Origin of the sequence: Janthinobacterium sp. TB1-E2 (assembly GCF_036885605.1) — a bacterium.
Lineage (GTDB): Bacteria > Pseudomonadota > Gammaproteobacteria > Burkholderiales > Burkholderiaceae_D > Janthinobacterium > Janthinobacterium aestuarii.
Map to the genome: position 1 here is coordinate 712,615 of NZ_CP142523.1, position 21,451 is coordinate 734,065.

General features: G+C 60.4%; 15 protein-coding genes. 7 read left to right on the top strand and 8 right to left on the bottom strand.

The window, feature by feature from the left end; genetic code table 11:
- Window positions 1-166: 166 nt before the first annotated feature.
- From rpoB to OPV09_RS03215, 4 genes are all read left to right on the top strand, one after another.
- Window positions 167-4,273, top strand: coding sequence for a DNA-directed RNA polymerase subunit beta (gene rpoB, locus OPV09_RS03200; protein ID WP_046682083.1), 4,107 nt, complete (start codon window positions 167-169; stop codon window positions 4,271-4,273).
- A gap of 109 nt (window positions 4,274-4,382) precedes the next feature.
- Window positions 4,383-8,624 (top strand): DNA-directed RNA polymerase subunit beta', encoded by a 4,242-nt coding sequence (gene rpoC, locus OPV09_RS03205; protein WP_034753138.1) that lies wholly within the window; start codon window positions 4,383-4,385, stop codon window positions 8,622-8,624.
- Window positions 8,625-8,672: 48 nt separating this feature from the next.
- Window positions 8,673-8,837 carry a hypothetical protein gene (locus OPV09_RS03210; protein ID WP_331779115.1) on the top strand — a complete coding sequence of 55 codons (165 nt, stop codon included), beginning with the start codon at window positions 8,673-8,675 and terminating at the stop codon, window positions 8,835-8,837.
- 47 nt (window positions 8,838-8,884) lie between these two features.
- Complete coding sequence (locus tag OPV09_RS03215; protein WP_338680519.1) at window positions 8,885-9,076, top strand: hypothetical protein; 192 nt, start codon at window positions 8,885-8,887, stop codon at window positions 9,074-9,076.
- Window positions 9,077-9,341: 265 nt separating this feature from the next.
- Here OPV09_RS03215 and OPV09_RS03220 read toward each other — a convergent pair whose 3' ends face one another.
- Window positions 9,342-10,115 carry a hypothetical protein gene (locus OPV09_RS03220; protein WP_338680520.1) on the bottom strand — a complete coding sequence of 258 codons (774 nt, stop codon included), beginning with the start codon at window positions 10,113-10,115 and terminating at the stop codon, window positions 9,342-9,344.
- A gap of 96 nt (window positions 10,116-10,211) precedes the next feature.
- Here OPV09_RS03220 and OPV09_RS03225 point away from each other — a divergent pair, with 96 nt between their 5' ends.
- Together OPV09_RS03225 and OPV09_RS03230 are read left to right on the top strand one after the other, a co-directional pair.
- Complete coding sequence (locus tag OPV09_RS03225; RefSeq protein ID WP_331779118.1) at window positions 10,212-10,763, top strand: ArsR family transcriptional regulator; 552 nt, start codon at window positions 10,212-10,214, stop codon at window positions 10,761-10,763.
- 76 nt (window positions 10,764-10,839) lie between these two features.
- On the top strand, window positions 10,840-11,679 hold the full coding sequence (locus OPV09_RS03230) for an HDOD domain-containing protein (RefSeq protein WP_034753622.1): 840 nt from the start codon (window positions 10,840-10,842) through the stop codon (window positions 11,677-11,679).
- Window positions 11,680-11,737: 58 nt separating this feature from the next.
- Here the strand turns inward: OPV09_RS03230 and OPV09_RS03235 are convergent, their stop codons facing one another.
- The 6 genes from OPV09_RS03235 to OPV09_RS03260 form a co-directional block, all read right to left on the bottom strand.
- Window positions 11,738-12,913, bottom strand: coding sequence for a zinc-dependent alcohol dehydrogenase (locus tag OPV09_RS03235; RefSeq protein WP_034753144.1), 1,176 nt, complete (start codon window positions 12,911-12,913; stop codon window positions 11,738-11,740).
- Window positions 12,910-14,010, bottom strand: a complete 1,101-nt coding sequence (locus OPV09_RS03240; protein ID WP_338680522.1) for an SRPBCC family protein — start codon at window positions 14,008-14,010, stop codon at window positions 12,910-12,912. The genes OPV09_RS03235 and OPV09_RS03240 overlap by 4 nt, the downstream gene beginning before the upstream one ends.
- Window positions 14,011-14,168: 158 nt before the next feature.
- A complete protein-coding gene (locus OPV09_RS03245; protein WP_338680524.1) occupies window positions 14,169-15,989 on the bottom strand; it encodes a DUF885 domain-containing protein in 1,821 nt (606 codons plus the stop codon).
- A gap of 134 nt (window positions 15,990-16,123) precedes the next feature.
- Window positions 16,124-17,221: a M48 family metallopeptidase gene (locus OPV09_RS03250; RefSeq protein WP_338680525.1), complete on the bottom strand. Its 1,098-nt coding sequence runs from the start codon at window positions 17,219-17,221 to the stop codon at window positions 16,124-16,126.
- The gene (locus OPV09_RS03255; protein ID WP_070301656.1) at window positions 17,218-18,384 is read right to left on the bottom strand and encodes an HPP family protein; all 1,167 of its coding nucleotides are present in this window, start codon (window positions 18,382-18,384) and stop codon (window positions 17,218-17,220) included. The genes OPV09_RS03250 and OPV09_RS03255 overlap by 4 nt, the downstream gene beginning before the upstream one ends.
- An 80-nt stretch (window positions 18,385-18,464) precedes the next feature.
- Window positions 18,465-18,755 carry a DUF3349 domain-containing protein gene (locus OPV09_RS03260; RefSeq protein ID WP_139248496.1) on the bottom strand — a complete coding sequence of 97 codons (291 nt, stop codon included), beginning with the start codon at window positions 18,753-18,755 and terminating at the stop codon, window positions 18,465-18,467.
- A gap of 155 nt (window positions 18,756-18,910) precedes the next feature.
- Here OPV09_RS03260 and OPV09_RS03265 point away from each other — a divergent pair, with 155 nt between their 5' ends.
- On the top strand, window positions 18,911-19,411 hold the full coding sequence (locus OPV09_RS03265) for a thioredoxin family protein (protein ID WP_034753151.1): 501 nt from the start codon (window positions 18,911-18,913) through the stop codon (window positions 19,409-19,411).
- 9 nt (window positions 19,412-19,420) lie between these two features.
- Here OPV09_RS03265 and OPV09_RS03270 read toward each other — a convergent pair whose 3' ends face one another.
- Complete coding sequence (locus OPV09_RS03270; RefSeq protein WP_338680526.1) at window positions 19,421-21,397, bottom strand: methyl-accepting chemotaxis protein; 1,977 nt, start codon at window positions 21,395-21,397, stop codon at window positions 19,421-19,423.
- Window positions 21,398-21,451 lie beyond the last annotated feature (54 nt).

Below are 21,451 nucleotides of genomic sequence, written 5' to 3' on the forward strand. Positions count from 1 at the left end.
CCTTTGTCGTCTGCATCGTATTTGTCATGTAGTTGTAGCAGCAGTTTTTATTCGATTCAAGCCGGAAAGCAGAGCCTTGAGGTTTCGTCTGTGTCACACGCAGCGGTGCAAACGAACACTTGCAAAACCTGAATTTTCTATCCTTTCTGTCACTCACGGAGTGTCCATGCACTACTCATTTACTGAGAAGAAACGCATTCGCAAATCATTCGCGAAGCGCGCCAACGTTCACCACGTTCCGTTCCTGCTGGCGACCCAGCTCGAGTCTTATCATAGCTTCTTGCAAGAGGACATAGCACCGTCCGGCCGCAAGAATGATGGCCTGCAGTCGGCTTTCACTTCGATTTTCCCTATCGTGTCGCACAATGGTTTTGCGCGTCTCGAATTCTTGTCGTACGTTCTCGGCGATCCTGCCTTTGACGTCAAAGAATGTCAACAACGTGGCCTGACGTTCGCGTCGCCGCTGCGCGCGAAAGTGCGTCTGGTGATCCTGGACAAGGAATCGCCAACCAAACCCGTCGTCAAAGAGATGAAGGAACAGGAAGTCTACATGGGCGAATTGCCGCTCATGACGACCACCGGTTCGTTCGTCATCAACGGCACGGAGCGGGTTATCGTTTCCCAGCTGCACCGTTCGCCTGGCGTGTTCTTCGAGCATGACCGCGGCAAGACCCACTCGTCCGGCAAACTGCTGTTCTCCGCGCGTATCATTCCTTACCGCGGTTCGTGGCTGGACTTCGAGTTCGACCCGAAAGACATCCTGTTCTTCCGCGTCGACCGCCGCCGCAAGATGCCAGTAACGATCCTGCTCAAAGCCATCGGCATGTCGCATGAGCAAATCCTGGCCAATTTCTTTGTCTTCGACAATTTCAACCTGCGCTCCGAAGGCGCGGAAATGGAATTCGTCGCCGAACGTCTGCGCGGCGAAGTGGCGCGTTTCGACATCGTCGACAAGTCGGGCAAGACCCTGGTGCTGAAAGACAAGCGTATCAACGCGAAACACGTGCGTGATATCGAAGCTGCCGGCATCAAGCACATTTCCGTACCGGAAGACTACCTGCTGGGCCGCGTATTGGCGAAGAACATCGTCGATGGCGACACCGGTGAAGTCGTCGCTTCCGCGAACGATGAGCTGACCGAAGATCTGTTGGGCCGCCTGCGCGATGCCAACATTTCCGAAATCCAGACCTTGTACACGAACGACCTGGATCAGGGCGCCTACATCTCGCAAACCCTGCGTATCGACGACACCGCCGACCAGATGGCCGCGAAAGTGGCGATCTACCGCATGATGCGTCCAGGCGAGCCGCCAACGGAAGACTCCGTTGAAGCGCTGTTCAATGGCCTGTTCTACAACTCGGACCGCTACGACCTGTCGGCCGTGGGCCGCATGAAGTTCAACCGCCGCATTGGCCGCGATGAACTGACCGGCGCCATGACCCTGTCGAACGAAGACGTGCTGGCCGTGATCAAGATCCTCGTGGAACTGCGCAATGGCCGCGGCGAAGTCGACGATATCGATCACCTGGGTAACCGTCGCGTACGTTGCGTGGGCGAACTGGCCGAGAATCAATTCCGCGCCGGCCTGGTGCGTGTTGAGCGCGCCGTCAAGGAACGCCTCGGCCAAGCCGAAGCGGACAACCTGATGCCGCACGACCTGATCAACTCGAAGCCGATTTCGGCCGCGATTCGCGAGTTCTTCGGTTCGTCCCAGCTGTCGCAGTTCATGGACCAAACCAATCCTCTGTCGGAAATTACCCACAAGCGCCGCGTATCGGCTCTGGGACCCGGCGGTCTGACACGCGAACGCGCCGGCTTTGAAGTGCGCGACGTGCATCCGACCCACTACGGCCGCGTCTGCCCGATCGAGACACCGGAAGGTCCGAACATTGGTCTGATCAACTCGCTGGCGTTGTATGCCCGCCTGAATGAATACGGCTTCCTGGAAACCCCGTACCGCAAGGTCGAAGGCTCCAAGATTACCGATCAGATCGACTACCTGTCCGCCATCGAAGAAGGCCGCTACATCATCGCTCAGGCGAATGCGACCATCAACGACGCCGGCATGCTGTCCGATGAACTGGTCTCGGCCCGTGAAGCTGGCGAAACCATCCTGGTCTCCCCGGAGCGCATCCAGTACATGGACGTGGCCCCAGGCCAGATCGTTTCCGTCGCTGCCTCGCTGATTCCGTTCCTCGAACACGATGATGCGAACCGTGCATTGATGGGCGCCAACATGCAACGCCAGGCTGTGCCTTGCTTGCGTCCGGAAAAAGCGCTGGTCGGTACCGGTATCGAACGCACCGTTGCGGTCGACTCGGGCACCACCGTGCAAGCGCTGCGTGGCGGTATCGTCGATTACATCGATGCGGGCCGTGTCGTGATTCGCGTCAACGATGACGAAGCGACCGCTGGTGAAGTGGGCGTCGACATCTACAACCTGATCAAGTACACCCGTTCGAACCAGAACACCAACATCAACCAGCGTCCTATCGTGCAAGTGGGCGACCGTGTTGCCAAGCGCGACGTGATCGCCGATGGCGCATCGACCGACCTGGGTGAATTGGCGCTGGGCCAGAACATGACCGTGGCCTTCATGCCATGGAATGGTCTGAACTTCGAAGATTCGATCCTGATCTCGGAAAACGTCGTCAAGGACGACCGCTACACCTCGATTCACATCGAAGAGTTGTCGGTGGTGGCCCGTGACACGAAACTGGGCGCGGAAGAAATTACGCGCGACATCTCGAACCTGGCTGAAAATCAGCTGGCACGTCTGGATGAGTCCGGTATCGTCTACATCGGCGCTGAAGTCCAAGCCGGCGACACCCTGGTTGGTAAAGTGACGCCGAAGGGCGAAACCCAGCTGACCCCGGAAGAGAAGCTGCTGCGCGCGATTTTCGGCGAAAAAGCCTCGGACGTGAAAGATACGTCGCTGCGCGTGCCTTCGGGCATGATCGGTACCGTGATCGACGTGCAAGTCTTCACCCGTGAAGGCATCGTGCGCGACAAGCGTGCCCAGCAAATTATCGATGACGAACTGAAACGCTTCCGTCTGGATCTGAACGACCAGATGCGTATCGTTGAAGGCGATGCCTTCCAGCGTCTGGAAAAAATGCTGATCGGCAAAGTTGTCAACGGCGGCCCTAAAAAGCTGGCCAAAGGCGCCAAGATCACCAAGGAATACCTGGCCGATCTGGATAAATACCACTGGTTCGACATCCGCCCTGCGGACGACGATGCAGCGGTAGCGCTGGAAGCGATCAAGGAATCGATCAACGAGAAGCGTCACCAGTTCGATCTGGCCTTCGAAGAGAAGCGCAAGAAACTGACGCAAGGCGATGAGCTGCAACCAGGCGTGCAAAAAATGGTCAAGGTGTACCTGGCCGTGAAACGCCGCCTGCAGTCGGGCGACAAGATGGCAGGTCGCCACGGTAACAAGGGTGTGGTTTCCCGTATTGTTCCTGTGGAAGACATGCCATACATGGCCGACGGCACGCCAGCCGACGTTGTGCTGAACCCGCTGGGCGTTCCTTCGCGGATGAACGTTGGTCAGATTCTCGAGACTCACTTGGGCTGGGCTGCCAAGGGTCTGGGTATCCGCATCGGCGAAATGCTGAAGGCGCAAACCAAGGTCGAGCAAGTGCGCAAGTACCTGACGACGATCTACAACGACAACGGCCGCGCGGAAGATCTGAACGACTTCGACGACGAAGAGATCATGAAGCTGGCGGAAAACCTGAAAAAAGGTGTTCCATTTGCCACGCCAGTGTTCGACGGCGCCAACGAAGAAGAGATCCGCCGCATGCTGGACCTGGCGTATCCGGACGACATCGCCAAGAACCTGGGCATGACCGCTTCGAAAAACCAGGTGACCATGTATGACGGTCGCACCGGTGAAGCGTTCGAGCGCAAGGTCACTGTCGGCGTCATGCACATGCTGAAACTGCATCACTTGGTTGATGACAAGATGCATGCGCGTTCGACCGGTCCTTACTCGCTGGTGACGCAACAGCCACTGGGCGGTAAAGCCCAGTTCGGTGGTCAGCGTTTCGGTGAGATGGAAGTCTGGGCACTGGAAGCGTATGGCGCGTCGTATGTCTTGCAAGAGATGTTGACCGTCAAGTCCGATGACGTGAATGGCCGTACCAAAGTGTACGAGAACCTCGTCAAGGGCGACCACGTGATCGACGCCGGCATGCCGGAATCGTTCAACGTGCTGGTCAAGGAAATCCGTTCGCTGGGTATCGATATCGACCTCGAACGCAACTAAACGACAGCACCCTGTCATTTGGTTTGGGAAACACAAAGCCCGGCTGGGAAACCACGCCGGGCAATGTAGTCTCAGGAATATAGAAATTTAATCACCTCTGGAGTGATACATGAAAGCACTGCTCGATCTATTCAAGCAAGTACAGACCAACGAGACCTTCGATGCAATCAAGATCGGTCTCGCTTCGCCTGAGAAAATCCGTTCGTGGTCCTACGGCGAAGTCAAGAAGCCGGAAACCATCAACTACCGTACCTTCAAGCCTGAGCGCGACGGCCTGTTCTGCGCCAAGATCTTTGGCCCGATCAAGGATTACGAATGCCTGTGCGGCAAGTACAAGCGCCTGAAACACCGCGGCGTGATCTGCGAAAAGTGCGGCGTCGAAGTCACCCTGGCCAAAGTGCGCCGCGAGCGCATGGGCCACATCGAGCTGGCCTCGCCGACCGCGCACATCTGGTTCCTGAAATCGCTGCCGTCGCGTCTGGGCATGGTCCTGGACATGACCCTGCGGGACATCGAACGCGTGCTGTACTTTGAAGCATACGTCGTGACCGATCCAGGCATGACTCCGCTGAAAAAGTGCCAGATCATGTCGGAAGACGATTACGCCGCCAAGTACGAAGAGTACGGCGACGACTTCACCGCGTTCATGGGCGCCGAAGGTATCCGTGAACTGCTGCGCTCGATCGACATCCACCGCGATGCCGAAACCCTGCGCGTGGAACTGAAGGAATCGAAATCCGAAGCCAAGATCAAGAAATACGCGAAGCGCCTGAAAGTGCTGGAAGCGTTCCAACGTTCGGGCATCAAGCCTGACTGGATGATCATGGAAGTGCTGCCAGTGCTGCCGCCGGAACTGCGTCCGCTGGTACCGCTGGACGGTGGCCGTTTCGCGACCTCGGATCTGAACGATCTGTATCGCCGCGTCATCAACCGTAACAACCGTCTGAAACGCCTGATGGAGCTGCGCGCTCCAGAGATCATCACGCGCAACGAAAAGCGCATGCTGCAAGAAGCAGTCGATTCGCTGCTGGACAACGGCCGTCGCGGCAAAGCGATGACCGGCGCCAACAAGCGTCCGCTGAAATCGCTGGCAGAGATGATCAAGGGCAAGGGCGGCCGTTTCCGTCAAAACTTGCTGGGCAAACGCGTCGATTACTCCGGTCGTTCGGTCATCGTCGTGGGCCCGCAATTGAAACTGCATCAGTGCGGCTTGCCGAAACTGATGGCGCTGGAACTGTTCAAGCCATTCATTTTCAATAAACTGGAACTGATGGGTCTGGCTACCACGATCAAGGCCGCCAAAAAGCTGGTCGAGATTCAAGAGCCGGTCGTATGGGACATCCTGGAAGACGTGATCCGTGAACATCCGATCATGTTGAACCGCGCACCTACCTTGCACCGTCTTGGTATCCAGGCGTTCGAGCCAGTCCTGATTGAAGGCAAGGCCATCCAGCTGCACCCGCTCGTCTGCGCCGCATTCAACGCCGACTTTGACGGTGACCAAATGGCGGTCCACGTTCCTCTGTCGATCGAAGCGCAGATGGAAGCACGCACCCTGATGCTGGCATCGAACAACATCCTGTTCCCGTCGAACGGCGAACCATCGATCGTTCCTTCCCAGGATATCGTGCTGGGTCTGTACTACGCGACCCGCGAAGCGATCAATGCGAAGAACGAAGGGATGATGTTCCCTGACGTGTCGGAAGTGATCCGCGCCTACGACAACAAGGAAGTCGAACTGACGACCCGCGTCACCGTGCGTATTACCGAATACCCGAAAAACGCCGAAACGGGCGAATTCGAGAAAACGGTAACGCGTTACGAAACGACGATCGGCCGTGCGATCCTGTCGGAAATTCTGCCGAAAGGCCTGCCGTTCTCCGTCCTGAACCGCGCGCTGAAAAAGAAAGAAATTTCCAAGCTGATCAACACGTCGTTCCGCAAGTGCGGCCTGCGCGCCACCGTGGTGTTCGCAGACAAACTGATGCAATCGGGTTTCCGTCTGGCGACACGCGCCGGTATCTCGATCTGCGTCGACGACATGCTGGTACCGCCTCAAAAAGTCACCCTGATCGCGACGGCCGAATCGGAAGTCAAGCAGATCGAACAGCAATACGCCTCGGGTCTCGTGACCGCCGGCGAGCGTTACAACAAGGTAGTCGATATCTGGGGCAAAACCTCGGATGAAGTCGGCAAGGCCATGATGGACCAGCTCAAAGTCGAAGACGTGATCCGCCGCGACGGCACCAAGTCGACGCAAGAATCGTTCAACGCCATTTACATGATGGCCGACTCCGGCGCGCGCGGTTCCGCAGCCCAGATTCGCCAGTTGGCCGGTATGCGTGGTCTGATGGCCAAACCGGATGGCTCGATTATCGAAACGCCGATTACCGCGAACTTCCGCGAAGGTCTGAACGTTTTGCAGTACTTCATTTCGACCCACGGCGCTCGTAAAGGTCTGGCCGATACGGCGCTGAAAACGGCTAACTCCGGTTACCTGACGCGTCGTCTGGTTGACGTGACGCAAGACTTGGTGGTGATCGAAGATGATTGCGGCACCATGAACGGCGCCGTCATGAAGGCACTGGTCGAAGGTGGTGAAGTCATCGAACCGTTGCGTGACCGTATCCTCGGCCGCGTGGTGGTACATGACGTCGTCAATCCTGAAACCCAGGAAACGCTGTACGAAGCCGGCACCTTGATGGACGAAGACATGGTCGAAGAGATCGAGCGTCTGTCCATCGATGAAGTCAAGGTCCGTACGCCACTGACTTGCGACACGCGCTTCGGCCTGTGCGCCAAGTGCTATGGCCGCGACCTGGGTCGCGGCATGCTGGTCAACGCCGGCGAAGCCGTCGGTGTGGTGGCAGCGCAGTCGATTGGTGAGCCTGGTACCCAGCTGACCATGCGTACGTTCCACATTGGTGGTGCGGCATCGCGTGCGGCAGTGGCATCGTCGGTGGAAGCCAAGTCGAACGGTACCATCCGCTTCACGGCAACCATGCGTTACGTGACGAACGGCAAGGGCGCGCAAATCGTCATTTCCCGTTCCGGCGAAGTGCTGATCACCGACGACCATGGCCGTGAGCGTGAGCGTCACAAAGTACCGTACGGTGCGACCCTGATCGTCAAGGACGGCATGGTCATCAAGGCCGGTACGGCCCTGGCAACGTGGGATCCGCTGACCCGTCCGATCATTACCGAATACGCCGGTCAAGTGCGTTTCGAGAACGTCGAAGAAGGCGTCACCGTGGCCCGTCAGGTCGACGAAGTGACCGGTCTGTCCACCCTGGTGGCGATCGATGCGAAACGTCGCGGTTCGTTGACCAAAACGTTGCGTCCGCAAGTCAAGCTGATCAACGACGCGAACGAAGAAGTCAAGATCGCCGGCACCGAACACTCGGTGGCGATCGGCTTCCAGGTCGGCGCGCTGATCATGGTCAAGGACGGTCAACAGGTATCGGTTGGTGAAGTGCTGGCACGTATTCCGACCGAATCGCAAAAAACGCGCGATATTACCGGTGGTCTGCCACGCGTTGCGGAACTGTTCGAAGCGCGCTCGCCGAAAGATGCCGGTATGCTGGCGGAAGTCACGGGTACGGTTGCGTTCGGTAAAGAAACCAAGGGCAAGCAGCGTCTGGAAATCACGGACATGGACGGCAACAAGCATGAGTTCTTGATCACCAAGGACAAACAAGTGCTGGTGCATGACGGCCAAGTCGTGAACAAGGGCGAGATGATCGTGGACGGCCCGGCCGATCCGCAAGACATCCTGCGCCTGCTGGGTATCGAAGCGCTGGCACGTTACATCGTTGACGAAGTGCAAGACGTGTACCGTCTGCAAGGCGTGAAGATCAATGACAAGCACATCGAAGTGATCGTGCGTCAGATGCTGCGCCGTGTTCAGATCGTCAATGCCGGCGACACCAACTACATCGTTGGCGAGCAGGTAGAGCGTTCGGAACTGCTGGACGAGAACGATCGCATGGCCGTTGAGAACAAGATTCCAGCGACCTACGAAAACGTCTTGTTGGGTATTACCAAGGCATCGCTGTCGACCGATTCGTTCATCTCGGCCGCATCGTTCCAGGAAACCACCCGCGTGCTGACCGAAGCGGCGATCATGGGCAAGCGCGATGGTCTGCGCGGCCTGAAAGAGAACGTCATCGTCGGCCGTCTGATTCCTGGCGGTACGGGCCTGGCCTTCCACCGCGCACGCAAAGAGAAAGAAGCGTGGGAAGTGGAAGAGCGTCAAGCGCTGCTGCTGGCCGAGAAAGCCTCGATGGCTGGCGAAGCTGCAGAAGCATTGCAGGACATCGAAACCCAGCAACACCACGGCGACGAAGCGTAATCTGCGCTGCTAGCTGACAAAACGGCACCCTCGGGTGCCGTTTTTTTTATGTCCGTTACTGCGGCCTTCCACCGTGCACGCAAAGAGAAAGAGACGTGGGAAGTGGTTGAGCGTCAAGCCCCGCTGCTGGCCGATAAAGCCACCCTGGCCGGTGAAACCACCGACGATCTGCTGGCCATCGAAACCCGGCAACACCACGGCGACGAAGCGTAATCTGCGCTGCTAGCTGACAAAACGGCACCTTCGGGTGCCGTTTTTTTATGTCCGTTACTGCGGCCTTCCACCGTGCATGCAAAGAGAAAGAGACGTGGGAAGTGGTTGAGAGTCAAGCCCCGCTGCTGGCCGATAAAGCCACCCTGGCCGGTGAAACCACCGACGATCTTTTGGCTATCGAAACCGGCAACACACGACGAAGCGTCATCTTTATCGAGCAGCGTACAATTTATAGTTAATTGCAATCGCATGGATGTCGTCCGCTTTATTTTCCTGGAAATTTTAATCATTTAATTGATAGAAATTCCAGGTAATAGAAAGATTTATTGCGTATGTCATTCAACGGTCATTCGCTAATTATTTAACTTATTAAAATATGAATCTGCGCTGTTCGCTGATAAGCACGGCACTAGGGAGAAATTCCTGGTGCCGTTTTTTATGTCCATGACTGCGGCCTTCCAGCACACACGCAAACAGGAAGCCGCGCCCAGGAACGCCATGGCGTCAGCAAGTCTGCAGTATTGATCGGCACTCGTTTTTGCTGGCATCGTAAAACACATAGACGGCGGCCTCGTCATGAAAATAGTCGTCCACCGGGAGTTGTCCCAAAAATACTAGCGGACCGTGCGCCTCGATGGGCCAGTTGGGCGCTTGCAGCCAACGGGGCGGCTTCTTCGCATAGCGAAATAACGCGAGCAATTGCGCCCGCAGCCACTGCGTCCGTTCACTTTTTTTCGCATGTGGCGGTGCCTTGTCCAGCAGTGCCGCCACATAGGCCAGATCCACATCCAGCCACTTCGGCTGCGCCGCCAGTAAAAGCGCGTGCAGCTGGCCAGGCTTTTCCGAGACGAATAGCGGAATCCCGGCGGCGTGCAAAAACTCGGCCAGGGCGCCCTGCGCGTTCAGCACGTCCGCCGGATTGTGTAGGTCGAGCGATATCAGATAGTGATACAGCGTGTGCCCCGCGTGCGCATACCTGGGCGCCGGCTGCGCTGACAACAGGCGCTCTGTTTCTGCGTCTTCATATAAAAGGTGTTCAAAGGCCGCCGTATCAAGCTGTCCTCCGACAAACCCGACCAGGCTGCTGGTGGCTGATGACATACAAGTGTTCCCCTGAAAATACGGTGCGTCGGTGACTGCAAGTGTGAGAGGGCACGCCGTTTTCCGATCGTTCGGGAGTGCGCAACCATGGCGATTATGCACGATGCCGTCATGCCGGCACACTCTGTTGTAGCGTAGCAAAAGCGCACTTGCCACGCCAATTTCCAGTGCGCTCATGCTAATATCTGGCGCATGATTGCCCAAGCCCTGTTTACTCCCGCCCAGCAGAAACTGCTGGGACTGCTCTTTGTCCGCGTGAATGAAGGCTTTCACTTGAACGAGATCATGCGCTTGACGGGGCTGGGCAGCGCGTCGGCGCAGCGGGAACTACGCCGGCTGCATGAGTCCGGCCTGATTACCTCCGAACGGATCGGCAATGTGCGGCGCTTCTGGCCCAACAAGGAAAGCCTCGTGTATCCGGAGTTGAGCGGACTGGTGCAGAAAACCTTCGGCATCGTCGGTGTACTAAGCATGACTCTGGCGCCCTTGCGTGCCCAGCTGCACCTGGCATTCGTGTCGGGCGCCACGGCGAAGGGGCAGGACATGCCCGGCAGCGCCATCGATTTGCTGCTGGTGGGTGAAGAAGCCAATTATGGCGATCTGTTGACGGGATTGGCGCCGGCCGAGCGAACCTTACGGCGTAAAATCAATCCCAACCTATATACGCTGGCCGATTATCGCCGGCGGCTACGTGAAGGCCAGCCATTTCTGCTGCAGGTATTACAACAGCCGAAGTTGTTTGTCATCGGCGATGAATCGCTATTGCATGCGCTGGCATTACCGGATTCTTCATTACAAGCGAATGACATGCCATCTGTATTCTAAAGGCCGGGCCTGGCATTCAATTTCTGATGCATGAAATTGTTGGCCAGAATAATATCTGAGGCGGATTGATCGTATGATGAATAAACTACAGGCTTTCGGTTTAATTGTTTCCCAAGCGGTGCGCGGTGAATTAACGTTTCCCACGAGCGTTAATTCCGCACTGCAATTGCAATTGGCTTTGGCTGAACCGGACTGCCATATCGACCATGCGATCAAGCTGGTATTGGCCGAACCCTTGCTGGCGGCGCGCACGGTTGCGCTGGCCAACTCGGCCGTCTACAGCCGCGGCGATGCGGCGCCCGTGACCAGCGTACGCGCCGCCGTCATGCGCATGGGCTACCGCAATCTGTACGCGCTGGTGGCGGCCATGGTGGTGCGCCAGTTCGGCAGCAAGATCATCGACCCCGTCCTGCGCCAGAAGGCGGCCCAGCTGTGGGAGCACACGGCCCACGTGGCGGCGCTGGCGCACGTGCTTGCCCGCCGCGTGACGCACGTCGATGCCGACACGGCGCTGTTCGCCGGCATCGTGCATGAGGTGGGCGGTTTTTACCTGTTGTCGCGTGCCGACGAATTTCCCGGCCTGCTCGACGACGATGCGGATCACTGGATGGAGTCCGCAGAAGAAATCATTTCCCGCGAAGTCATGAAGAAGCTTTTGATCCCGCTGGCCGTGAGCGAAGCCATCGAAGGCTTGCGCGATGGCTTGCTGTCGATTCCGCCCGACTCCCTGCTCGACACCTTGTTGTTGGCCAAGCAACTGTCGCCCGTGCAGTCGCCGTTGCAGGTGACGTATGTGGAAATGCTCACGCCCTCCGATTCCGTCATCGATTTCATTATCGATAACGAGACTTTGCAAAGCATCCTCGCCGAATCGGCCGAGGAAGTGCGTTCGATGAGTGCCGCGCTGCTCGTCTGAGCTCGTCCGAGATCAGCGCATTGTTCGCCTGGCCCTGCCGCGCTGTCTGCCAGCGCAGTCAGGGGCCCGGATGCAGCACGACCTTGATGCATTGCTCCTGTTTCTTCTGGAAGATTTCGTAGCCGTGCGGCGCTTCGTCCAGGGTCAAGTGGTGGGAAATGATGGCGCCGGGATCGAGCTCGCCCCGTTGTATCCGTTCCAGCAGTGGCTGCATGTAGCGCTGCACGTGTGTTTGGCCCGTCTTGATGGTCAATGAACGGTTCATGATGGAGCCAAACGGAATCTTGTCGCTGAAGCCGCCATATACCCCTGGCACCGAGACGACGCCGCCGTTGCGGCACGCCATCAAGGCTTCGCGCAGGGCCGTGGGACGATCCGATTCCAATTTCATCGTCTGCTTGAGGCGGTCGTAGATATAGCTGACGCCGGAGCCGTGCGCTTCCATGCCGACGGCATCGATGCAGGCATCGGGGCCTCGTCCTCCCGTCATTTCCCGCAGGGCATCGGGCACGTCCACGGCATCGAAATGCAGGGTTTCCGCACCGGACAGTTCGCGCGCCATGCGCAGGCGTTCCGGGTAATGGTCGATGGCGATGACGCGCTCGGCGCCGAGCAGGAAAGCGCTCTGGATGGCGAACTGCCCCACGGGGCCGCAACCCCAGACGGCCACCACCTGGCCTGGCGTGATGGCGCAGGCTTCGGCCGCCATGTAGCCGGTCGGCAGTATGTCCGAGAGAAACAGCACCTGTTCATCCTTGAGCTCGTCCGGTACCTTGATGGGGCCGACGTCGGCAAACGGCACGCGCACATATTCGGCCTGGCCGCCCGCATAGCCGCCCGTCAGGTGGGAATAGCCAAAGATGCCCGCGCCCGAGTGGCCCCACATCTTTTCCGCCATATAGGCGTTCGGATTGGAATTCTCGCACACCGAGTACAGCTGTTGCTCGCAAAAGAAGCAGCGTCCGCAGGCAATGGGAAACGGCACCACCACCCGATCTCCCACCTTGAGCTTGCGCACAGCGGAGCCCACCTCCACCACCTCGCCCATGAACTCATGGCCGAGGATATCGCCTTGTTCCATTGTGGGCACGACGCCATTGTAGAGGTGCAGGTCGGAACCGCAGATGGCCGTGGAACTGACTTTGATGATGGCGTCGCCGGGATTGAGGATGGCGGGATCGGGCACCTGTTCGATCCGTACGTCGCGCTTGCCGTGCCAGCAGTTGGCTTTCATGACACACCTCCGTTTGCTTGCGGTCGGGGGGAAGATACCGTGCCGCCAGCCTTGTGCAGCAAGCGCGTCTTGAAGCTGCGCTTGCCTGACGGCTGGCCCTCGATGGTGCTGACTTCGCCCGTTTCCATCCACTGCTTGAAGCGGCGCAAGGTGGTCTCGATCTTGTAGGCAGGCGCCTGGCTGAACAGGCCGGCCACGGCCGCGCCCACCTTGCCGACCGGCGCCTGCATCTGCAGTTGCATGGTGACCACGGTGCCGCGCCCGCCCGGTGCGGGCGACAGTTCCAGCGCGCCCGTTTCCGCATGATTTTCCGCCGCGCGCCAGCGCATGCCCTGGCCCGGACGCTCGTCTGTCAGTTCGCCTATCCACTCGCCTTCGACGCTGTGCCAGCGCGAGCGGCGCGCATCGATTATCTGCACCGATTGCAAGCCTGGCATGAAGCGGGGCAGGTTTTCCAGGTCGCGCCAGGCGCGGTAGCATTCGTCGGCGGAACGGTTGACGATCACGCTCCTTTGCAGCGCCAGCCCCTCTTCGCCGGGCGCGGGCAGTTCGCTCAGCTTGCGCGGCGCCAGTTGTGCGCTGGCGATATAGTCGATGGCCGTCACGCCTGCCACCACGGCTGCCGTCGCCGCCAGGCGCGTGCGCGCATTGCGCCGGCTGGTCATGGCCACGCCCAGCAGCGACAGATCCATGGCGTCGCCGGCGATGCGCGACCAGCGCCATGCCGGCCTGCTTTCTCCGCGCAGCAAGGCGACACCGCAAGCCATTTCGCGCAGGCCGATGGCGCGTATCCAGACAGACGAGACGCCGCGCAAGCCGCTGGCCCGCGCCAGCCCGCGCGGCGCCACCAGCTGGACCAGGCCCAGTCCGATGCTGAGCCAGCCAAGTGCCGTGATCAGGCCATGGTTGCCATGCGCGGTATCGTCGGGAATGTGCCGCTGCAGCCGTCCATCGCCTTGGACGCGCGCGCTCGTGTAGTGAAGAATGGCGTCGTGCCCATTCCCGGACGAGCCGGATGTTTCCGCTGGCATTTCTGACTGCTGCCGCCACGTTGGCGGACGCGCCGTAGCGCCATCGCTGATGTCTTCGTTTTGCATGCTGCCTCCCTTCTGTGTATGGGAATTAGGCAGCATCGTTTGGTACGCGTTCCGGCAGGCGTGCGTGAGATGCGCTGGATCTGCGCCAGATCAAGCATCGGCACGAAAAAAAACGGCAGCCCCGGTTGGCGCTGCCGTTGTAGCGGAAAGCGACTAGCTTACTTCTGCTGCGCGATCCACCGGTCGACCTTGGCTTCCAGCAGTTTCAGGGGCAGCGTACCGTCGCTCAGCACCACTTCATGGAACTTCGGCAGGCTGAATTTGTCGCCCAAGGCTTGCTGCGCGCGCTGGCGCAGTTCGACGATCTTCAGCGAACCGATCTTGTAGCCCAGCGCCTGGCCCGGCCAGGCCATGTAGCGTTCCGTCTCGCTTTTCGCCACGGCGTCATAGCCGAGGGTGTCGCGCATGTACTTGATGGTCTGCTCGCGCGTCCAGCCCTTGGTGTGCAAGCCCGTGTCGACCACCAGGCGCACGGCGCGCAGCATCTCGTCGTTCAAATGGCCGAAATACTGGGCCGGATCCTCGAACAGGCCCATTTCCTTGCCCAGGGTTTCCGCATACAGGGCCCAGCCTTCCGTGAAGGCATTGTTGCCGCCGAAGCGGCGGAAGTTCGGCAAGTCCATCTCTTGCACCAGCGCCAGATGGAAATGGTGGCCCGGCTTGCCTTCGTGCAGGAACAGGGTGGTCATGCCCGTGTCGCCATACAGTTTCGGATCCGTGACGACGGACCAGAACACGCCGGGGCGCGAACCGTCGGCGGCCGGCGCCGTGTAGTGATCGGCGGCCGTGTCGCGGCTCAGTTCAGGTTCCAGGCGCAAGTCCAGCGGCGCCTTTGGCACCAGGGTGAACAGGGCGGGCAATTTGCTGTCGAGCAGCACGTTTAGTTTCCGGTAGACGTCGAGCACTTCCTGCTCCGTCTTGAACGGGCGGTATTTCGCCTGTTCCGATACCCATACGGGCAGGCCGGCGGCCGGGCCGTTGTAGCCCATCTTCGGGCCCACGATCGCGTATTGTTCCTGGATGCGCGCCACTTCCTTCAAGCCGATGGCGTGGATCTGCTCCGGTTTCAGATCCGTGGTGGTGCTGCTGGCCACGCGCGCCTGGTACCAGGCGGCGCCATCGGGCAGGGCGCTCCAGCCGCTGCTCGTGCGGCCGGCCGGCAGGTAATCGCGCTCCATGAAGGTGGACAGGCGCTGCAGCGCCGGCATCAGCTTGGCTTCGATGATGACGGTATAGGTTTGCGTCAGGCGCGCCTTGTCCGCGTCGGAAAAGCTGGCCGGCAAGTTCTTGATCGGCGTGTAATAGACGCTGTCCTGCGGCGTGGCGCTGACGAGCTTTTTGAATTGCGGCAGGGCCGATTCCGTCAGCGCCTTCGGCAGCACGATGCCCTTTTGCATGCCGACTTTCATGTTGGCGATGGCCTGGTCTATCCAGCCCGGCAACTGGCCGATACGGCTCAGGTAAGCGTCATACTCCTTGATCGTTGTCAAAGGCTGCGATGCCTCGCCGCCCGCATAATTGGCGAGGGTGACGGGCATGCTGTCCATCTGGTTCAGCGGCAGCAGGTATTCCGGGAAGCGCTCGAAGCTCAGCGCCGTCGCCAGTTCATAGTCGAGGATGTCGTAGTTGATCTGGTCCTGGTGCGACAGCTGCGCGCGGGCAATGCTGCGCAGGGTCTTCTGGTACTGGCGGTACAGGGCGAACTGTTTTGCGCGCGCGGCGGGCACGATGGCTGAACCGAGCTGGTCATCAAAACGGTTGTCGCCGCTCTCGGTGGCATTGATCGGCTCGAAACGGGCCAGCGCATCGTAGTATGTGTCGGCCAGCACTTGCAGCTGCTGCTTTGCTTTCGGCGCGCTGACGGCGGGCGCGACGGCTGTTTTGGCTGCGGGCTGGGCCGCTTGCGCCATGGGCGCGTAGGCCAGCAACAGGGAGATGGCCAGGGTGCCGAGGGTGCCGGCGGCAAAACGATGCTTCATGCGCGATGTCCTTTGTAAGGAGGGAATGAACGGAGGCGTTGTGGGTCGGGGCGGCCGGTCGCGATGGAGCAGCCGGGGCGTAAGCATACGCCATTGCCCAGTACGTTTGGATAAATTGTACGAGAGGAATGTTGCTATTTTGCCGTAGGCGGCAGGGCCGCTTTCATCGCTTGCCAGTGGCTGCTGCTCAAGGGAAGGCAAGCAGGGCAGGGCGTGGCGGCGATCAGGCTGCGGATCTGCTGCGCGCGCGCCGCCGTTTGCGGGTGCGAGGAAATCCAGCCTGGTACCTTGGCCTTGTCCTTGTCATCGAGTTTCTGGAAAAAACTGAGCATGCCGTCGGGACGGATGTGCGCGCGCTGTAAGGCGAGCAAACCGAGACGGTCCGCCTCTTCTTCCATGTCGCGGCTGAAATACAAGGTGCCGGCCTGGTGCGCCAGCATGGCGGCCACGGCGCTGATGTCGCCGATGGTCACGCCCACGAGGGCGCCCCAGCCCAGGCTGCTGATCATTTGCCGTAGCGAATGACGCTGCTCCACGTGCTGCACTTCATGCGCGAGTACGCCGGCCAACTCGCCCGGGTCGGCGGCCTGGCGCAGCAAGCCCGTATGCACGACGATGATGCCACCCGGCATAGCAAACGCGTTGACCGTGTCGTCGTTCTTGATCAGCCAGCGGTACTGGTAGCGCGAGCCGGCCGTCAGCTTGCGGCCGATCTCCTGCACCGTCTGCTGCGCCACGCCGCTTTCGCTGATGCCGCCCTGCGCGCGCACTTGCGACAGGGCCAGTTCGCCCAGCTGTTTTTCCGTCGACAAGGGGATCAATCCTGCCAGCGCGCCGACGGCATGGCCGCCTTGCCACCATAGCAGGGCCGCCGCGACGACGGTCGCGCCCGTCAAACCGGCCAGCCAGCCCGACACCTGCCGCCGGTTGCGCTGGCGCTCGCCCCACAAACGCTGCAGTTGCGGCTGCAGCGCGGCCGGCGCTTCGCGCAAGACGATGGCGATGTCGCTCGCCGTCAGCGGTTTCAGCGAGGCTTGCCGTCCTTGTTCGTCGAGCCAGTTCAGGAACAGTTCCGGCCCATCGACGCCGCCCACGCTGACGACCAGCTGCGCCACGTCGACACCATGGCCGGGCGCATCGATAGCCAGCTGGCTGCCGAAAAAATGCGCGCTGACGGCCGTGCCCGCCGGGCCGCCGTCGGGGCCGCTCAGCAGTGCCTGGAATGGCGTCATGCGGCCGCCTCGGCAAAGCGGCTTTCGTACAGGGCCGCCATCAGGTCGGACTGGCTGATGATGCCGGCCAGGCGCTCTTCATCGTCGAGAATGGGAATGTGGTGATAGCCGGCGTCGGCCATCAGGGGAACCAGATCGATGATGGGCGTGCCCAGGCGGGCCGTGTGCGGGGATGGCGTCATCAGCTGCCCCACCACTTCCGGCTTGTCGCTATGGGACAGGCCGCTGCGTTGCAGCAGGCCGCGCAGGCGCTGGCGCATGCCCTGATAATCGTCGAGGCCGCCGTGGCGCAGGAAATCCGTTTGCGTGATGATGCCGATGACGCGGCGCGCCCGGTTCAGCACGGGCAGGGCGCCCACCTGGTGCTCGCGCATGGTGCGCCAGGCAACATCGAGTGGCGTGCCGAACTCCACGCTGAGCACGTCTTTCGACATGATGTCGGCGCAGGTGACGACGCCGAAGCGGCGCTGGTAGGCGCGCATTTCCGTTTGCAGGAAGATCGCTTGCAAATCGTCGCGGCTGATATCGAGCACTTCGCTGTGCTGGCGCAAGACGGCATCGAGGTCATCCGGAGAAAAGCCCAGGCGGTTGCTGGGCACGTTATCCTTGGTATCGTGCGGATGCGGCGCCACCAGTTGCTGGATGTGCGGGTAGCGGCGTCCCGTCAGGTTGTTGTACAGCACGGCGCAAGCGACCAGCACGGCGGAATTGAACAGCACGGTGATGAAGACGAATTCAAAGCCGGCCGCATGCACGCTGGCGCCGCCAACCACCGTGGTGAGCGCCACGGCGCCGCCCGGCGGATGCAGACAGCGCAGGGCAAACATCGCGCCGATGGCCAGACAGGCGGCCAGCGCCGCCACGCCCACGCTCGATCCCAGCCATTTCACGCAGGCCATGCCGACCAGGCCGGAGATGACGTTGCCGCCCACCACGGACCACGGTTGCGCCAGCGGGCTGGCCGGCAGGCAGAACAGCAGCACGGCAGAGGCGCCCATGGGCGCGATCAGGTAGACGCTGGCGCTGTCGGGGGCCAGCAGGAAATGGCAGATCAGGCCTGTTAGCAGCAAGCCGCAGATGGCGCCCGCACACGCGCGTAATTGTTCGCGGCGGCTGCCGTTGTTCGGTTGCGGCAGCCAGCGTGCCAGGAAAGAAGTCGTCATGGAGGAGGGCGCGTTCGGATCGCGTTGCTCAGTGTGAGCCCGATATTATCCCATGCGTTCCATTTCGCTGCCTGCAGGCATCAATCTTCGGCACAGACCGCTTGCAAGCCGTGTTGCTCCAACAAGTTCCTGGAGGCCGCGATGGCGGAAGGTGCCGGCTTGCTGCTGGCGCAGGCATAGATGTCATTGAGGACCACCGCCGCATCCTTGCCCATTACAGCGGCCATCAGCTCGGCCAGGTTGCGGTCGGAAAAGTGTTCATACAGCAGGGCCAATACGGCGAAATACGCCGAGTCGGGAATGCCAGCGGGATAGGCGCTGCGTAGCATGCGAACGGCGCCGGACAAGGTTGGGGGCAGGGTATCTGGCATGCTCAAGCGGCTACTCCTTGGTGTTGCTTATACCTTTTCCGCATAAGCACAGTGCAATTAAATGGTGGATATTTCCCATAAGCAGGCATATTCTAGACAATCACGCCAGCTGACAGCTGTTCAGCTGGCCTCACGATTTTTTTTCAGGAGCCCGCATGCGCTTTTCTCTTTTCCTTGCCAGCCTGCTGCTTGCCGGCACCGCCGTTGCCGCCGCGCCGACACCGGCTAACCCCGTCGCCACGCCGCACCTGCCGTACAACGCGGCGGCCGATGCCAAGGCCGATGTGGCCCGTGCGCTGGCCGAAGCGAAGGCGGCGCACGTGCCTGTCTTGCTGATCTTTGGCGCCAACTGGTGCGAGGATTGCCGCGCGCTCGACAAGGCATTGAAGGAAGGCAAGAACGCGGAATTGATGCAGCAGCAGTTCAAGGTCGTCAAGGTCGACGTGGGTAACTTCGACCATAACCTGGATGTGGCGCAAGCCTATGGCAATCCGCTCAAGAAAGGCATCCCGGCTGCCGTGCTCGTATCGAGCGACAATAACCAGGTGCTGTACGCCACCAAGGGCGGCGAACTGGCAAATGCCCGCCGCATGAGCGAGAGCGGCATCTACGATTTCTTCAAGCAAGCGGCCAGCGTGAAAGCGCCGGCGATTTAAGCGTCTTCTTTAAAACTCTTCCCACGCATCGCTGGCCGGCGCTGCCGGGCGCGATGGCGTGGGCAGCGCCGGCTTGTGCGCCGGCTGCCGGGGCTGTGGCTGCGCCGCATGCCCGGTTTCTTCCAGCTTGAACACGCTGACTACTTGCGCCAGCCGGCCCGCCTGGTCCTGCAACGATTGGGCTGCCGCCGCCGCTTCTTCCACGAGCGCCGCGTTTTGCTGGGTGGCGTCATCCATCTGTGTGACGGTGGCATTGACTTGCGCGATACCCTGGCTTTGTTCCTGGCTGGCAGAGGCGATTTCTCCCATCAGGTCGGCCACCCTTTGCACGGAGACGACGATGTCCTGCATGGTGGCGCCGGCCGAGTCGACCAGCTTGCTGCCCGCTTCGACCTTGCTGCCCGAGTCGACGATCAAGTCCTTGATTTCTTTCGCTGCCGCTGCCGAGCGTTGCGCCAAGTTGCGCACCTCGGTCGCCACCACGGCAAAACCGCGGCCCTGTTCGCCCGCACGGGCCGCCTCGACGGCCGCGTTCAGGGCGAGGATATTGGTTTGAAAGGCAATGCCGTCGATCACCCCGATAATGTCGGCGATCTTGCGTGAACTTTCCGTAATCGCACCCATCGTCTGCACCACTTGTCCCACCACTTCACCGCCCTTGACGGCGTGGCTCGACGCCGACACCACGAGCTGATTGGCCTGGCGCGCGTTGTCCGCATTCTGTTTCACGGTCGACGTGAGTTCTTCCATGGCGGCCGCCGTCTCTTCCAGGCTCGACGCCTGGGCTTCCGTGCGCGCCGACAGGTCCAGATTGCCCGACGCGATCTGGCTCGATGCGCTGGCAATGGAGCCCGTACTGTCACGAACTTCGCGTATCGTCACGTTCAGCGATGCGACGAAGCGGTTGAAGGCGGCGGCCAGCGCGCCGACCTCGTCTTCCGATTCGACGGGCATGCGGCGGCTCAGGTCGCCATTGCCGCTGGCGATTTCGCTGAGCATGTCGGCCGCCCGCGCGACGGGAGCGGCGATGGCGCGGCTGATGACATAAATGATGCACAGGGCGATGCCGCCACCGACGAGGCCGGCGATCAGGGCGGCAAGCAGGGCCGAACGCGTGACGTTGCCCAGCACTTCCGCTTCCGGTACTTCCGCCATCACGTATAAATTCAATTCCGGCACGAAGGAGGCGGCGACGAACTGGCGTCCCGCAGGGGCGTCGTAGATGGCGTATGCGTATTTGTTACCGGTCAACAGGCTCTTGCTCAGGGTATCGCTAAAGCCGGGCAGATCCTTGAGCTGATGCTTGCCGTCGGCCAGGGCCGTGTCGCGGTGCACCAGCAGCACGCCATTGGCGCGCGCCAGGTAGACATGGCCCGTCTGGCCGATCTTGTAACTGCGGATGGTGTCAGCCAGCGCATTGATGGACAGGCCCAGGCCGGCCGCGATCTGCTTGCCGCCCGCCGTCTGGCCGCGCGCATTCAGGTACAGCATCAGGTCGCTGGAGTTTTCCGCCTTGTCGATGTCGAGCGTGTAGGCCTTGTCGCCGGCCAGCAAGCCATAAAACCACTGGTCGGCCGCCTGGTTTTTGTCCAAGGTGCGCAGCAAGCCTTCCGTGGTGAAATACTTGCCCGTGCTGGCCGAGGCCCAGTTGATCGAAGCGGCCTTGTTCTTTTCCTTGACGACCTTGGCGTAGCGCTGGAAGGTGGCGATGCCGCTGTCGGGCAAGCCTGCGTCTTCCCAGTCTTGCAGGTAGACATCGTTGGCCATGGTCTGCACCACGGACAGGGGCTGGCTGATCTGGCGCAGCACGTCGTTGCGGATCTCGCCCACTTGCGCCGGCAACTCCTGACTGACGACGCGCTCGCGCACGTAATCGCTGCTCATGCGCACGCTGAGGAAAGACGAGATCGCCATGAAGAGCAGCAGGCACAAGCCCATGCTGAACAGGAGTTTTTTCTGGATGGAGAGGCGGCGGAGCAGAGACATGGAAGACCTTGGAGGATGGCCTGCAGAATGAGCAGAAAAGCGGGCAGGCGAGCA

What these genes read in the sequence shown, in the direction of transcription:
- OPV09_RS03230 (WP_034753622.1), top strand. Translation starts at nt 10,840, where the DNA reads ATGAATAAACTACAGGCTTTCGGTTTAATTGTTTCCCAAGCGGTGCGC.
- OPV09_RS03210 (WP_331779115.1), top strand. Translation starts at nt 8,673, where the DNA reads ATGTCCGTTACTGCGGCCTTCCACCGTGCACGCAAAGAGAAAGAGACG.
- OPV09_RS03270 (WP_338680526.1), bottom strand. Translation starts at nt 21,397, where the DNA reads ATGTCTCTGCTCCGCCGCCTCTCCATCCAGAAAAAACTCCTGTTCAGC.
- OPV09_RS03235 (WP_034753144.1), bottom strand. Translation starts at nt 12,913, where the DNA reads ATGAAAGCCAACTGCTGGCACGGCAAGCGCGACGTACGGATCGAACAG.
- OPV09_RS03245 (WP_338680524.1), bottom strand. Translation starts at nt 15,989, where the DNA reads ATGAAGCATCGTTTTGCCGCCGGCACCCTCGGCACCCTGGCCATCTCC.
- OPV09_RS03240 (WP_338680522.1), bottom strand. Translation starts at nt 14,010, where the DNA reads ATGCAAAACGAAGACATCAGCGATGGCGCTACGGCGCGTCCGCCAACG.
- rpoC (WP_034753138.1), top strand. Translation starts at nt 4,383, where the DNA reads ATGAAAGCACTGCTCGATCTATTCAAGCAAGTACAGACCAACGAGACC.
- OPV09_RS03255 (WP_070301656.1), bottom strand. Translation starts at nt 18,384, where the DNA reads ATGACGACTTCTTTCCTGGCACGCTGGCTGCCGCAACCGAACAACGGC.
- OPV09_RS03250 (WP_338680525.1), bottom strand. Translation starts at nt 17,221, where the DNA reads ATGACGCCATTCCAGGCACTGCTGAGCGGCCCCGACGGCGGCCCGGCG.
- OPV09_RS03220 (WP_338680520.1), bottom strand. Translation starts at nt 10,115, where the DNA reads ATGAGCGCACTGGAAATTGGCGTGGCAAGTGCGCTTTTGCTACGCTAC.
- OPV09_RS03215 (WP_338680519.1), top strand. Translation starts at nt 8,885, where the DNA reads ATGTCCGTTACTGCGGCCTTCCACCGTGCATGCAAAGAGAAAGAGACG.
- rpoB (WP_046682083.1), top strand. Translation starts at nt 167, where the DNA reads ATGCACTACTCATTTACTGAGAAGAAACGCATTCGCAAATCATTCGCG.
- OPV09_RS03265 (WP_034753151.1), top strand. Translation starts at nt 18,911, where the DNA reads ATGCGCTTTTCTCTTTTCCTTGCCAGCCTGCTGCTTGCCGGCACCGCC.
- OPV09_RS03260 (WP_139248496.1), bottom strand. Translation starts at nt 18,755, where the DNA reads ATGCCAGATACCCTGCCCCCAACCTTGTCCGGCGCCGTTCGCATGCTA.